The sequence below is a fragment of the Simplicispira piscis genome, from assembly GCF_054783455.1.
On the sequence record NZ_BAAGQN010000027.1, the window covers coordinates 22,577 to 35,302 of the forward strand.

The window sequence follows — 12,726 nt, forward strand, 5'->3', positions numbered from 1 at the left end:
GCACCTGTTGGAGCTACTGGCTCTGTTCTGGCAAAAATGCAGAATGGGTGATAATTTGACTTATGTCAGCCCCAACCCGCATCTCCATCGTCCCCGCATCCCATGCCGACGAGTCGTCGGGCGCTCTGTCTGAAACCGGACAGGTACCCGTTCACATGACACCCCAGGCGTTCAAGGTTGCGTGTTCGAACTGCAATTTGCGTGAATTGTGCATGCCGGTGGGTCTGAACGACGAACAACTCAAGCGCATTGACGATGTCGTGGCGGTACGGCGAAAGATCAAGCGTGGCACCACGCTGTTCCGCAATGGCGAACAGTTCACCTCGCTGTTTGCCATCCGCACAGGCTTCTTCAAGACCTGCGTAGCGACCGAGGACGGGCGCGACCAGGTCACAGGCTTTCAAATGGCCGGCGAGATCATCGGCCTGGACGGCATCGTCAACGACCACCATACCTGCGATGCAGTGGCCCTCGAAGACGCCGAAGTCTGCGTCATGCCCTTCGACCGCATTGAAGAACTGTCGCGCGAAGTCAACGCCCTGCAGCACCACGTGCACAAAATCATGAGCCGCGAGATCGTGCGTGAGCACGGCGTCATGTTGCTGCTGGGCAGCATGCGCGCTGAAGAGCGATTGGCCGCCTTTTTGCTCAACCTGGTGCAGCGCCTGCATGCACGCGGGTTCTCGCAGTCAGAGTTGGTGCTGCGCATGACGCGCGAAGAAATCGGCAGCTACCTGGGCCTGAAACTTGAGACCGTGAGCCGCACTTTCTCAAAATTTGTGGAAGAAGGCATTGTCGAGGTCAAGCAGCGCCATGTGCGTATTTTGAGCCCCGATGCCCTCAAACGCATCGTCAATAGCCAGCAAGCCTGTCACTAGCGCGCCCACAAGAGCGTCGCCATCGCAATGCTGCAACATGGCGAAGCAAAAAAACCCTGAACCCGCTTGGAAAGCCGATTTTTTACCAGTAGCATTCCGTATGCCAGTGGAAAAGCAGGTTTTCGCTGGTGCATTGACCCATCCCAACAAGGAAATTCCCAACATGGCAACTGCAAAAAAAGCCCCGGCCACACCAGCCGCTGCTGCCAAGACCGCTGCTCCCGCCAAGAAGCGCACCCCTAACGCCGCGTTCATGAAAGCCCTGACGCCCAGCCCCGCCCTGGCGGCTGTCGTGGGTGCAGCACCGCTGCCACGCACCGAGGTCATCAGCAAGCTGTGGGTCTACATCAAGGCCAACAACCTGCAGGACGCCGCCAACAAACGCATGATCAATGCCGATGCCAAGCTCAAGGAAATCTTTGGCAAACCCCAGGTGTCCATGTTCGAAATGGCCGGCCTGATTGGCAAGCACGTGAAATAACGAGCGACTGCGCTCCCCAAAGCCGGCTTTGCCGGCTTTTTTTCGTCTGTTTGATCTGATCCTGTGGCGAAAATACATCAACACGAATGATAATGACTATTGTTTGATTTAACATCCTTGTGCGCGATACCCGCACAGCCACGCCTTTGCCAGCCACTGCCTAGCGCTCCACCTTGGCGACACCTTCTGCGGTGTCCATTGCATTTCCAACCAACGGAGGCCACTTTGGCAAAGAAACCCACGCAGCAGCGTTCCGCAACGCTTTTGCACAACGCATATTCCCCTGCCGCTGAAAAGGCCCTGATTCCGCTGGGCGCACTGATGCTCGCAGCGTCCATGGGCAGTTGGGCCCAAACCACCGATAACGCGGCCACCCTGTCCACGGTGACCGTGAAAGACACGGCGGAGATCCAGAGCAAGGACACCGTGCGGGTGAAGAAAACCACCGTGGGCAAGGGAAATCAGGACATCCGCGACATCCCGCAATCGGTCACCGTATTCACCGAAAAGTTGATGAACGACCGCAACCAGGATGACTTCCGCGAAGTGCTGCGCACCACGGCGGGCGTGACCTTCCAGTCCGGCGAAACGGGTGAGGAAGACGTGCGCCTGCGCGGGTTCTCGCTCGGCCAGGCGGGGGACATCTACACCGATGGCATGAAGGATGCGCCACTGTACGAGCGCGACACCTTCAACCTCGACCGCGTCGAAGTGCTCAAGGGCTCGGCCTCCATGTTGTTTGGCAAGGGCTCGACCGGCGGCGTGGTCAACCAGGTCAACAAGGCGCCTTTGCTGATCGACCAGCACGAAGTCTCGTACACCCTGGGCACCGGCAAGGAAAACCGCCTCACCGGTGACTTCAACTTCAAGACCGGCGAGAACGCCGCACTGCGCCTCAACGCCCTGGTACACGACTCCGACAACGACGGGGCCAAGCAGGACAAGCGCGGCATAGCGCCGACGTTTGCCTGGGGGATCGGCACGCGCGATGAGTTTTCTATCGGCCTGTACGCCTTGGATGTCAAAGGCCGCCCCAGCTACAACAGCCCGTGGATCAACGACAACGGCAAGATCGTGCCCACACTTCCGGCAAAAAACTACTACGGCCTGGCCAGCGACCACCTCAACACCTCGTCGCAGTACGTCACGCTGGGCCACATTCACCGCTTTGGCGACGGTGGCGAGCTGCAGACGCGCCTGCGCCACGGCAAGTATGAGCGCGACCTGCTGGCCAGCGTGATCCGCTTTGGCACGCCCATCACCGCTCTCGACCAGATCAACGCCAGCACGCCGCTGACGCGCACCTCCAAAGGCCGCATCGGCGACAGCACGATGACGCAGCTGCAAAGCGACTACACCCACTCGTTCAATTGGGGTGGCAAGAAGCACGACATCCTGGCCGGCGTGGATTACTACCACGACGACGCCAACCGCAACTCAAGCTATGCCAACGCAGCGGGCAATTCGTCGGCCACCAACGGCCTGGGCACGACCGTGGGCACGCCCAACAACGGAGCCTGGGCACCCGATATGCGCGCTCCGGTGGCCTACAACACCTTCAAGGCACAGAATATTGGCCTGTACCTGCAAGACACGATGTCGCTGAACTCGACCATCAAACTGGTCGGCGGCCTGCGCTACGACCAGTTCAAGGCCTCGTACCGCAACGCGAGCGGCTCTTTGAGCGATGAAACCTCGGACGGCCTGTGGAGCCCCCGTGTGGGCGTGCTGTTCCAACCCGATGAACTGGCGTCTTACTACGTGTCGTACGGCTCCTCGTTCAACACCTCGGCCGACACCTACCAGTTCGGCAGTGTGAACGCCAATACCGGTTCACTGGCCGACACACCGCCCGAGAAAAGCCGCAACTTTGAGATCGGCGGCAAATGGGAGCTGTTCGAGCGCCGCGCCCTGCTGGGCGTGGCCGCTTTCTACAGCGAAAAATTCAACGAGCGCAACACCGACCCCGACAACCCTGGCTACCTGCTCTCGGGCAAGCGCCACGCCACCGGCATGGAGTTCAATCTGGCGGGCCGCATTTCGCCGAAGTGGGAGATCTTCTGGAACCACACCTGGATTCCCAGCGCAAAAATCGACAAAAGCACTACGGTGCTCGCCGCCAACGGCGGTGGCGCACAGGTGCAGGGCGATCGCCCGGGCCTGACGCCCAAGCACAGCGGCAGCCTCTGGAGCACCTACGCGGTGACGCCCAAAGTGCGCGTAGGCGGCGGCCTGACCTACCGTGGCGCACAAAACCCCGAAGGCTCGCGCGCCATGGAGGCCAGCAGCTTTGTCACGGCCGATGCGATGGTCGAATACAGCTTTGATGACAAAACCGCCCTCAAGCTGAACGTCCAGAACCTGACCAACAAGCTCTATGCCGATGCGCTGTACCGCGGCTTCTACGCCCCTGGCGCCCCGCGCTCGGTGCAACTGGTGCTCAAGACGCGCTTCTAAGTCCCTGCCTGCCTGCTGCATCCACCATGTTCCTGCATCTCAAAAATATTCTCACCTCCCAAGAGGTCGCCACCGCCCGCAGCCTGCTCGGCGACGATGCTCCTTGGGTGGATGGACGCAGCAGCGCAGGGGCGCAGGCCCTGGCGCACAAGCGCAACGAGCAACTCGCGCAGGACAGCACCCAGACGCAGCAACTGCGCGCCCTGGTGCTGTCTGCATTGCAGCGCGATGCCGTGTTCTTTTCTGCCGCGCTGCCCAAAAAAATATTCAACCCGCTGTTCAACCGCTACCGCGGCGAAAGCAACTTCTACGGCGCCCATGTGGACGGTGCCGTACTGCGCTCCAAGGTACCCGACCAATGGGTACGCAGCGACATTTCCTGCACCCTGTTCCTCACCGACCCGCAGGACTACGACGGCGGCGAGCTGCTCATCCAGCACCCGCAGGGCGAGCGCGCCGTGCGGCTGCCTGCAGGCGACATGGTGCTCTACCCCAGCTCCACGGTGCACCAGGTCACGCCCGTCACGCGGGGTGCCCGCGTGGCCAGCTTTTTCTGGATCGAAAGCATGGTGCGCTCGACCGAGCAACGCCAGTTGCTGTTCGACATGGACATGGATTTGCTCAAGCTGCGCAGCGCCATCGGCGAGAGCGCGCCCGCCGTCGTCGGGCTGACGGGTACCTACCACAACCTGCTGCGCATGTGGGCTGATGCCTGACTTAAAAACAATAGCTGCTTGCGCTTGATGGTATTGCCCTAGAGGCCATTTTGACTAAAACTTTTTCACTGCAGCGCCAGCCTATTCCAGAAGACACCGTGGCCCTGGCCGACTACGCGCAGCATGCACGCCAGCGCCTGGACGATCCCGCCTGGGCCTATTTCAGCGGCGGCGCTGCGGACGAAATCACACTGCGCGCCAACCGCAGCGCCTGGGACGGGCTCACCCTGCAGCCGCGCATACTGCGCTCTCTTGCCGGCGGCCACACCCGCACCACCCTGCTGGGGCGCACGCTGGCCCACCCCATTTTGTTGGCCCCGGTGGCCTACCAGCGGCTGGCCCACCCCGACGGAGAACGGGCCAGCGCCTATGCGGCCGCTGCGCTGGGTGCAGGCATGGTGCTCAGCACCCAGGCCAGCACGCCGCTGGAAGAAGTGGCCCAGGTCTTTCTGGACGACCCGGCGCGTGGCCCGCTGTGGTTTCAGCTCTACCTGCAGCACGACCGGGGCTTCACCCGCGCGCTGGTGCAGCGCGCAGAGGCCGCAGGCTACGAAGCCCTGGTGCTCACAGTAGACGCCCCCACCAGCGGTGCACGCGACCGCGAACGCCGCGCAGGCTTTCACCTGCCACCCGGCATTGCAGCGGTGAACCTGGCCGGGCTGGCTCCGCCGCCCCCTCAGCCGCAAACCACGGACGGTACCCACCTGCTGTGCCAGGGCCTCGTCGAGCACGCCCCCACCTGGGACGATGTGCAGTGGCTGCAATCACAGACGCGCCTGCCGGTGCTGCTCAAGGGCGTGCTGCACCCCCAGGATGCGCTGCAGGCGGCCGCCCTGGGCGTGGCTGGTCTGATCGTTTCCAACCACGGCGGCCGTACGCTTGACACGGCACCTGCCTCGGCCCATGCACTGGCGCGGATTGCCGATGCCCTGCAAGGCGCTCTACCGCTGCTGGTCGATGGCGGCATCCACCGCGGCACCGATGTGCTCAAGGCCCTGGCACTGGGCGCAACGGCCGTGCTGCTGGGCCGCCCCGCCATCTACGGGTTGGCCACCGCCGGCGCCACCGGTGTCGCCCATGTGTTGCGCCTGCTCTGCGACGAACTGGAAATGGCCATGGCCCTGACCGGCTGCGCCACGCCCGCGCATGCCAGCCGCGCCCTGCTCGAATAACCTGTGTTTTATCCACCCCAAAGATTCACACATATTGCTAATGCGATGGATTCGCATTTATAATTTCATCACTTCATCCACCACTGACTGCCATGATCGTCTGTGTCTGCCGCCGGGTCTCTGACCGTGAAATCGCTCGCCACGTTCGTGCGGGCATGGGCTTTGACGAAATCCAGTTTGAACTGGGCGTGGCCACCCAGTGCGGCCAGTGCGAAGGCTGCGCACGCGATGTGGTGGCCCAGTGCCAAAGCAGCCACCCGGTTGCTGCATTGCACAATACAGCCGCATGCACACCGTCAACCTGCGCCTGTGCAGGTTGAGCCGCCATGGAGCTTTTCACTACACTGCTGATCTGCCTGCTGCTGGTAGTGGGTTCCCTGGGCTGGATTTTGCGCCGTTAAAAAGCGCTCATTTTCTGCCGTGGTGCAGGCCTGTACTGCGCTGACTGCTATTCATTTTTATGTCAACCTACGATCGATTCGAGCAACCCGGAGGGCTGAGTCGCACCGCTGTCATCGCCATCGGCGTGGTATTGCTGCATGTGGCTGGCCTGTGGGCCCTGCAAACCGGCCTGCTGCGCCGCGCCGTGGAAGTGGTCGTTCCCGTCGAGTTGTTGAGCGAGTTCATCACCCCGCCCGCGCCCAAGGTGGCACCGCCCCCGCCCCCCGCGCCCCCGCCGGTGCAGCCCGCGCCCAAAATTCAAAAGCCCCGCCCAGCCCCCATGCCCATGGCGGTGCCCGACCCCACGCCTGCGCCCAACGCCCCCCTGGGCGTGACGACACCACAGCCACCCGCGCCGCCCATCGAGGCGCCTGTGGAAGTGGCGGCACCACCGGCGCCCCCTGCCCCACCGGCCCCCGCGCGCATCGAACTGCCATCGAGCAACGCCGCCTACCTGCAGAACCCGGCGCCCAGCTACCCGGCCATCAGCAAACGCATGGGCGAACAGGGCAAGGTCATGCTGCGCGTACTCATTGGTACCGATGGTCTGCCGCAAAAGGTGGAGGTCCAGAAATCCAGCGGTTTCGACCGCCTCGACCGCCAGGCCCAGGACACCGTCAGGCGCTGGCGCTTCGTGCCCGGCAAGCGCAACGGCGTGGCCGAAGCCATGTGGTACCAGGTGCCCATCAATTTTGTTCTCGAATAATTTTCAGGAGTTCTCATGGAATCGCAATTCGGCCTTGCCAACGTCTGGACCCAGGGCGACTTCGTCACCCGGGCTGTCGCCGTGCTGCTGCTGGGCATGTCACTGGCCTCGTGGATCGTCATCCTGGTAAAGGCGCTGGACATCGTCAAATACAAGAAGCACGCCAGCGCGGTGCAAACCTTCTGGCACAGCGAAGACTTTGCCGCCGGGCTGACCCGGCTGGGCAGCGACCCCTCCAACCCCTTCCGCCAGCTCGCCATGGAAGGGCGCGAAGCCACGGCGCACCACCGCAACACCAAGGGCCAGTTGCATGAGAGCCTGGACATCAGCGACTGGATTACGGGCAGCCTGCGCAACTGCATCGACGGTTTTACCGCCCGCCTGCAATCGGGCCTGGCGATCCTCGCCTCGGTCGGCTCCACGGCGCCTTTCGTCGGCTTGTTCGGCACGGTCTGGGGCATCTACCACGCGCTGCTGGCCATTGGCACCTCGGGCCAATCCACCATCGACAAGGTGGCAGGCCCCATTGGCGAGGCCCTGATCATGACGGCGCTGGGCCTGGCGGTGGCCATTCCAGCCGTGCTGGGCTACAACGCCCTGGTGCGCGGAAACAAGCACATCCTCATGCGCCTCAACAGCTTTGCCCATGACCTGCACGCCTACTTTGTGACCGGCGCCCGGGTGAATGCCCAGGGCGACAGCGGCAACGTGCGCCCGCTCAAGAAAGGCGCCTGACCATGGCCTTTGGTACCCAGGACGAAGCCGACGAGGTGATGAACGAGATCAACATGACGCCGCTGGTGGACGTCATGCTGGTGCTGCTCATCATCTTCATCATCACCGTACCGGTGATGAAGCATTCGGTGAATGTCGATCTTCCACGCGCAGCCAACACGGCCGAAGAACTCAAGCCCGAGACGGTGCGCTTGAGCGTAGCGGCCGATGGCACCTACTACTGGAACGGCCAGACCATTGACGATGCCGAACTGGCCACCCGCCTGCAAGCCGAAGGTGCCCGCGAGCCGCAGCCCGACCTGCACATCCGCGGCGACCGCGAAGTGCGTTATGAACGCGTGGCCCAGGCTCTGGCCGCCGCCCAGCGCGCGGGCGTGCGCAAGATTGGTTTCGTGACCGATCCCCAAGAATAAAAAACTTCAAAATGTGCTGGACAGTTTGTTGAGAATGGTTATCATTACTTGCATCGCACAGCACAGCTTCTTGTTCCATGCACGCCACCACCCTGCACCTTCCCGTCCTGTTCAGCCAGACCCCGCCCGCAGCCTCCCCTGCCGCAGTGCCCCGTGAAGACCATCTGCCAGCGGTAGAAAGCCACGCCCTGCTGCAAGGCCAGAAGGCAGTCACCATCCACCACAACGGCGCTCTCTACCGCTTGCAGGCCACGCGCCTGGGCAAGCTGATTCTGACCAAATGAATTTCAGCGCGCCTGCCACAGCAACCCGCGTGCAGGGTGCAACGATCATCGTGGGGCGACTCCCGGACTGACAGTCCAGTCCGTGAGAGTCGTTTTTGCCAGCCAACGGTACTCCCGCGTAGCCAGGCTTTTTTTCCACCGATCCAGCAAAAAACCGGCCATTGGCCGGTTTTTTAATGAAAAGTGGCTGTAACGCCCTTCCATTAAGCGCTAGCAGCTCTTTATTCCATAGCAAAATATCGATTACAACCCGAGCGCAGCAATCCCGGCCTTGGCAATCTGAGCGTCTTCAGTCGATTTGACGCCGCTCACGCCCACGGCGCCCAGGCACTGCCCGTCCTTGAGGATCGGCACGCCACCTTCCAGCAAACCATCGATCGTTGGAGCGCTCAGGAACGATGTGCGCCCGCCATTGACGATGTCTTCATACACCTTGCTCTCGCGGCGCCCCAGGGCTGCCGTGCGGGCCTTGGAAGGCGCGATGTGGGCAGAAATGGCCGCCGCGCCGTCCAGCCGCTGCAGTGAGAGCAGGTGGCCGCCGGCATCGACGATGGCAATGGTTACGGCCCACTGGTTTTTCAGGGCTTCGGCTTCGGCAGCGGCGGCAATCTTCTTGACGTCGGCCAGTTCAAGTTCAAAGGTGGTCTTCATGCGGTATGCGGCCTTGTGGGCCGTTGTTCAGTGGCCCGTGGGCCTGGGTGATGGAACCGAAAGGATAGCGCGGGGTCACACATCCGTCATTGGCTTGCAGGGCAAAAGAATCCTGACCCAAAACGAGGTAGTGCCCGCCATTGCAAATGGCTGTATGCATCACCATCTACAATCATGCGGCCTGCGCTGTGCAGGTCACTCAGGAGAGAAACGATGAACGATCGGGTCACCACCCTCCCCTCTGCGGACTATGGCTACGGCATTTCGCAGGAGCAGCGCCACAAGGTGATGCGCAATACCTACTGGCTGCTGGCGCTGAGCCTGCTGCCCACCGTGCTGGGGGCCTGGCTGGGCGTGGCCACGGGCATCACCCAGTCGCTGCGCGGCGGCGTGGGCTTGATCGTCTTCATGGGCGGCGCCTTCGGCTTCATGTTCGCCATCGAGAAAACCAAGAACTCTGCCGCCGGTGTCCCCGTGCTGCTGGGCTTCACCTTCTTCATGGGCTTGATGCTGTCGCGCCTGATCGGCATGGTGCTGGGATTCTCGAATGGCACCGAGCTCATCATGACGGCGTTTGCCGGCACGGCCGGTGTGTTCTTCGTGATGGCCAGCCTGGCCAGCGTCATCAAGCGTGACCTCTCGGGCATGGGCAAATGGCTGTTCGTGGGCGCCCTGGTGCTCATGGTGGGCGCGATGGTCAACGTGTTTGTGGGCTCGTCGGCCGGCATGATGGCCATCTCGGTGGCGGCCATTGGTATTTTCAGCGCCTACATGCTGTACGACCTCAAGCGCATCCTGGACGGTGGCGAGACCAACTACATCAGCGCCACGCTGGCCCTGTACCTGGACCTGTTCAACGTGTTCCAGAGCCTGCTCGCTCTGCTGGGCATCATGGGCGGCGAGCGCGACTGATACCGCACCCAACCATCCTCGCAAAGGCTCCCTCGGGAGCCTTTTTGCTGGGCATATACCCGCAGCATGCCTCAACCCTGGCGCCGGGTTGCCGATAATGGAGAAAGATGTTCCCTCAAAAATCTGCCATGTCCCGCCGCATTCTTCTGGCCGCAACCCTGGTGTCACTGCTCTCGGGCTGTGATATTCCCGGGCTGGGCCCCGACCCCCGCATCGCTCAACGCGAGGAGGAGGCCAAGGCCATCGGCGGCGCCTGCCGCCACGCGCTGCGCGGCCTGGAGGACTGCTACGCGCTCAACCCCAAAGCCAGCAAGGCCGCGGTCTTCAACGGCTGGAAAGACATGGATCTGTACATGCGCGAAAACAAGATCGAGGGCTCGCCCTCGGTCATGGGCAAGGCACCCGGCGCCGCGAAACCTGCGAGCGACATCGAAACGGAACCTGCAGAGAAAAAATCCTGACCGCTCAGTCGGCATCCCGCTCGAACACCGCCATGCTCTCCACATGGGCCGTGTGCGGAAACATGTTGACCATGCCCGCTGCCGTGCAGCGGTAACCCGCCAGATGCACCAGCAACCCGGCATCGCGCGCCAGCGTGGCGGGGTTGCAACTCACATAGACGATACGCTTCGGAGGTGTCCAGTGTTCAGCCCCCGCAGGCAGCGGCGCAGCACCCTCGACTCCGCGGCGTGCCTGCTCGATGGCGGCCAGGGCCTGGGCCAGCGCAAAAGCGCCATCGCGCGGAGGATCAACCAGCCATTTGTCAGCCACCCCATCCTGCACCAGCATTTCAGGTGTCATTTCAAACAGATTGCGCGCTACAAAATTAGTAGCTGCCAGCGCATTACCTTCCTGCCTTAGGGCCGAATTTCTATCATAATTCTCGCGGGACCGCGCCACCAGAGTCTCACTGCCCTCGATGCCCAGCACCTCGCGGGCCTGGGTGGCCAAAGGCAAGGTGAAGTTGCCCAAACCGCAGAACCAGTCGATCACGCGCTCGTGCGGCTGCACATCGAGCAGGCGCAGGGCGCGCGAGACCAGAACGCGGTTGATATGCGGGTTGACCTGGGTGAAATCGGTGGGCTTGAACGGCATGGTGATACCGAACTCGGGCAGCGCATAGGCCAGTTGCTCGCCGCCTTCATCGAGCAGGCGCACGGTATCGGGCCCTTTGGACTGCAACCACCATTGCACGTTCTGCTCGGCAGCAAAACTGCGCAGGCGCACCAGGTCCTCGCCGCTCAGCGGCTCCATGTGGCGTAGCACCAGCGCCGTCACGGTGTCGCCACAGGCCAGTTCGATTTGCGGGCAGGTGTCACGCGCATCGAGCGAAGTGATGAGTGCGCGCAGCGGCATGAGCAGGGCACTGACATGCGGCGGCAGCACCGGGCAAACTTCCATGTCGGCCACATAGCGGCTCTTACGCTCGTGAAAACCCACCAGCACGATCCCTTTTTTGATCACGTAGCGCACCGACAAGCGCGCCCGGTAGCGGTAACCCCAGGTGGGCCCCTCGATGGGGCGCAGCAGCATTTCAGGCTTGACCTTGCCCAGGTGCCACAGGTTGTCTTCCAGCACCCGCTGTTTGACGGCCACCTGGGCGCCCACATGCAGGTGTTGCATCTTGCAGCCGCCGCAGGCGCCAGAATGCAGGCCGAAATGCGGGCAGCCCGGCCGCACGCGCTGCGGCGATTCGTGGTGAATCGCTGTCAGGTGGGCCTGTTCCCAGTTGTTCTTCTTGCGGTAGGTGCTGGCACTTACCCGCTCGAACGGCAAGGCTCCTTCCACGAAGACCACCTTGCCATCACTCTTGTGGGCCACGCCCTGGGCTTCAAGGTCCAGGGATTCAATCTCCAGCCAATCGGGCGTGGGGGAGGGCTGTTTTTCTGTCGGTTCACTCATGCTCCGATTGTCTCAGAGCCTCAGCGCGGCCGCCGCCGACCCCAAGTCGGGCTCAGCGGGATTTTTCCTGCCCGGCCTGTCGCGCCACGGGCAGCTTGTGCACTTCCACATCGCATCCATAGTCTTCGAGCGAAAACACCAGAGTGCCGCCAGGAAGCACCTCGGCCAAGGTCTCGTGCAGGGGACGGGACAAATCCACCGGTGGCTCGGGCGCGCGGTACACCACGCTTTTGTCAGGGCCATACACAACATAGCAGGCGGCAAAGGCGCCTTGGCTGAACAGGCCAGCCGCCAGGACAGCGGCGGCCATAGAGAGCATGCGCATTGGGTTTCTCCTTCTCTGGGGTTCTTTGCGGGCCATTATGCAGGCAGGCACCGCTGTTCAAAAGCATGGATTCAGTCCAGTGGCAGACGGGTGCTGTGCTTGACCTCTTCCATCACGGCATAGGTGCGTGTCTCGCGCACCCCCGGCAATTGCCACAAAACGGCACCGGCAAACTCGCGGTAGGCATTCATGTCGGCGGTACGGGTTTTGAGCAGGTAATCAAAGCCCCCAGCGACCATGTGGCACTCCATGATTTCGGGGCGCACCTGCACCGCGGCCTTGAACTGGTCGAACACATTGGGCGTGGTGCGGTCGAGCAAAACCTCGACAAACACCAGCATGCCAGCACCCAGCTTGAGCGGGTTGAGCCGTGCTTCATAGCCCACGATGAAGCCGTCGCGTGTGAGCCGCTGCACTCGGGCGAGCACGGCGGTGGGCGACAAGGCCACGCTTTCAGCCAGCTTGAGGTTGGCGATGCGCCCGTCATCCTGCAGGATTGCAAGAATTTTTCGGTCGATACGGTCCAGATCGGCTCCAAAGTCGCTCATGAATAGTGAATTGTTTTGTTTGTTCGGCGATATTTGACCATTAATTTTGCGCTCCACCGATGATGATCTCGCTGTATCGGGATCACTCTCTTCTTGCACGAAACC

Annotated in this window: 16 protein-coding genes; 12 read left to right on the forward strand and 4 right to left on the reverse strand. The window is 62.1% G+C overall.

The genetic code is table 11. The annotated features are described in order from the left end of the window. Positions 1-155: 155 nt before the first annotated feature. The 10 genes from fnr (at position 156) to hemP (ending at position 8,283) form a co-directional block, all read left to right on the forward strand. The gene (fnr, locus tag ACYVOC_RS16905) at positions 156-878 is read left to right on the forward strand and encodes a fumarate/nitrate reduction transcriptional regulator Fnr (protein ID WP_116003308.1); all 723 of its coding nucleotides are present in this window, start codon (positions 156-158) and stop codon (positions 876-878) included. Positions 879-1,041: 163 nt separating this feature from the next. Next, a complete protein-coding gene (locus ACYVOC_RS16910; protein WP_116005950.1) occupies positions 1,042-1,359 on the forward strand; it encodes an SWIB/MDM2 domain-containing protein in 318 nt (105 codons plus the stop codon). 225 nt (positions 1,360-1,584) lie between these two features. After that, positions 1,585-3,816, forward strand: coding sequence for a TonB-dependent receptor (locus ACYVOC_RS16915; RefSeq protein ID WP_461162551.1), 2,232 nt, complete (start codon positions 1,585-1,587; stop codon positions 3,814-3,816). A gap of 26 nt (positions 3,817-3,842) precedes the next feature. After that, positions 3,843-4,532 carry a Fe2+-dependent dioxygenase gene (locus ACYVOC_RS16920; RefSeq protein ID WP_461162552.1) on the forward strand — a complete coding sequence of 230 codons (690 nt, stop codon included), beginning with the start codon at positions 3,843-3,845 and terminating at the stop codon, positions 4,530-4,532. A 50-nt stretch (positions 4,533-4,582) separates the two neighbouring features. Next, positions 4,583-5,704: an alpha-hydroxy acid oxidase gene (locus tag ACYVOC_RS16925; RefSeq protein WP_116003306.1), complete on the forward strand. Its 1,122-nt coding sequence runs from the start codon at positions 4,583-4,585 to the stop codon at positions 5,702-5,704. Between the two features lie 92 nt (positions 5,705-5,796). Beyond that, positions 5,797-6,024, forward strand: a complete 228-nt coding sequence (locus tag ACYVOC_RS16930) for a (2Fe-2S)-binding protein (protein WP_116003305.1) — start codon at positions 5,797-5,799, stop codon at positions 6,022-6,024. 140 nt (positions 6,025-6,164) lie between these two features. After that, positions 6,165-6,851, forward strand: coding sequence for an energy transducer TonB (locus ACYVOC_RS16935; RefSeq protein WP_116003304.1), 687 nt, complete (start codon positions 6,165-6,167; stop codon positions 6,849-6,851). Positions 6,852-6,866: 15 nt separating this feature from the next. Next, positions 6,867-7,586: a MotA/TolQ/ExbB proton channel family protein gene (locus tag ACYVOC_RS16940; RefSeq protein ID WP_116003303.1), complete on the forward strand. Its 720-nt coding sequence runs from the start codon at positions 6,867-6,869 to the stop codon at positions 7,584-7,586. Positions 7,587-7,588: 2 nt separating this feature from the next. Beyond that, a complete protein-coding gene (locus ACYVOC_RS16945; protein ID WP_461162553.1) occupies positions 7,589-7,999 on the forward strand; it encodes an ExbD/TolR family protein in 411 nt (136 codons plus the stop codon). Positions 8,000-8,076: 77 nt separating this feature from the next. Then, positions 8,077-8,283 carry a hemin uptake protein HemP gene (gene hemP, locus ACYVOC_RS16950; RefSeq protein ID WP_116003301.1) on the forward strand — a complete coding sequence of 69 codons (207 nt, stop codon included), beginning with the start codon at positions 8,077-8,079 and terminating at the stop codon, positions 8,281-8,283. 243 nt (positions 8,284-8,526) lie between these two features. Here the strand turns inward: hemP and ACYVOC_RS16955 are convergent, their stop codons facing one another. After that, on the reverse strand, positions 8,527-8,934 hold the full coding sequence (locus ACYVOC_RS16955) for a GlcG/HbpS family heme-binding protein (protein ID WP_116003300.1): 408 nt from the start codon (positions 8,932-8,934) through the stop codon (positions 8,527-8,529). Positions 8,935-9,147: 213 nt separating this feature from the next. On the opposite strand from ACYVOC_RS16955, the gene ACYVOC_RS16960 reads away from it, so the two are divergent. Continuing rightward, positions 9,148-9,846, forward strand: coding sequence for a Bax inhibitor-1/YccA family protein (locus tag ACYVOC_RS16960; RefSeq protein ID WP_116003298.1), 699 nt, complete (start codon positions 9,148-9,150; stop codon positions 9,844-9,846). A gap of 107 nt (positions 9,847-9,953) precedes the next feature. Further along, a complete protein-coding gene (locus tag ACYVOC_RS16965) occupies positions 9,954-10,307 on the forward strand; it encodes a hypothetical protein (RefSeq protein ID WP_461162554.1) in 354 nt (117 codons plus the stop codon). 4 nt (positions 10,308-10,311) lie between these two features. Here ACYVOC_RS16965 and rlmD read toward each other — a convergent pair whose 3' ends face one another. From rlmD to ACYVOC_RS16980, 3 genes are all read right to left on the reverse strand, one after another. Beyond that, positions 10,312-11,748: a 23S rRNA (uracil(1939)-C(5))-methyltransferase RlmD gene (gene rlmD / locus ACYVOC_RS16970; RefSeq protein ID WP_461162555.1), complete on the reverse strand. Its 1,437-nt coding sequence runs from the start codon at positions 11,746-11,748 to the stop codon at positions 10,312-10,314. Positions 11,749-11,800: 52 nt separating this feature from the next. After that, positions 11,801-12,073: a hypothetical protein gene (locus ACYVOC_RS16975; RefSeq protein ID WP_116005948.1), complete on the reverse strand. Its 273-nt coding sequence runs from the start codon at positions 12,071-12,073 to the stop codon at positions 11,801-11,803. 71 nt (positions 12,074-12,144) lie between these two features. Then, the gene (locus tag ACYVOC_RS16980; protein ID WP_116003295.1) at positions 12,145-12,621 is read right to left on the reverse strand and encodes an Lrp/AsnC ligand binding domain-containing protein; all 477 of its coding nucleotides are present in this window, start codon (positions 12,619-12,621) and stop codon (positions 12,145-12,147) included. Positions 12,622-12,726: the final 105 nt, after the last annotated feature.

What these genes read in the sequence shown, in the direction of transcription:
- ACYVOC_RS16910 (WP_116005950.1), top strand. Translation starts at nt 1,042, where the DNA reads ATGGCAACTGCAAAAAAAGCCCCGGCCACACCAGCCGCTGCTGCCAAG.
- ACYVOC_RS16965 (WP_461162554.1), top strand. Translation starts at nt 9,954, where the DNA reads ATGTTCCCTCAAAAATCTGCCATGTCCCGCCGCATTCTTCTGGCCGCA.
- hemP (WP_116003301.1), top strand. Translation starts at nt 8,077, where the DNA reads ATGCACGCCACCACCCTGCACCTTCCCGTCCTGTTCAGCCAGACCCCG.
- fnr (WP_116003308.1), top strand. Translation starts at nt 156, where the DNA reads ATGACACCCCAGGCGTTCAAGGTTGCGTGTTCGAACTGCAATTTGCGT.
- ACYVOC_RS16960 (WP_116003298.1), top strand. Translation starts at nt 9,148, where the DNA reads ATGAACGATCGGGTCACCACCCTCCCCTCTGCGGACTATGGCTACGGC.
- ACYVOC_RS16930 (WP_116003305.1), top strand. Translation starts at nt 5,797, where the DNA reads ATGATCGTCTGTGTCTGCCGCCGGGTCTCTGACCGTGAAATCGCTCGC.
- ACYVOC_RS16955 (WP_116003300.1), bottom strand. Translation starts at nt 8,934, where the DNA reads ATGAAGACCACCTTTGAACTTGAACTGGCCGACGTCAAGAAGATTGCC.
- ACYVOC_RS16945 (WP_461162553.1), top strand. Translation starts at nt 7,589, where the DNA reads ATGGCCTTTGGTACCCAGGACGAAGCCGACGAGGTGATGAACGAGATC.
- ACYVOC_RS16920 (WP_461162552.1), top strand. Translation starts at nt 3,843, where the DNA reads ATGTTCCTGCATCTCAAAAATATTCTCACCTCCCAAGAGGTCGCCACC.
- rlmD (WP_461162555.1), bottom strand. Translation starts at nt 11,748, where the DNA reads ATGAGTGAACCGACAGAAAAACAGCCCTCCCCCACGCCCGATTGGCTG.
- ACYVOC_RS16980 (WP_116003295.1), bottom strand. Translation starts at nt 12,621, where the DNA reads ATGAGCGACTTTGGAGCCGATCTGGACCGTATCGACCGAAAAATTCTT.
- ACYVOC_RS16935 (WP_116003304.1), top strand. Translation starts at nt 6,165, where the DNA reads ATGTCAACCTACGATCGATTCGAGCAACCCGGAGGGCTGAGTCGCACC.
- ACYVOC_RS16940 (WP_116003303.1), top strand. Translation starts at nt 6,867, where the DNA reads ATGGAATCGCAATTCGGCCTTGCCAACGTCTGGACCCAGGGCGACTTC.
- ACYVOC_RS16975 (WP_116005948.1), bottom strand. Translation starts at nt 12,073, where the DNA reads ATGCGCATGCTCTCTATGGCCGCCGCTGTCCTGGCGGCTGGCCTGTTC.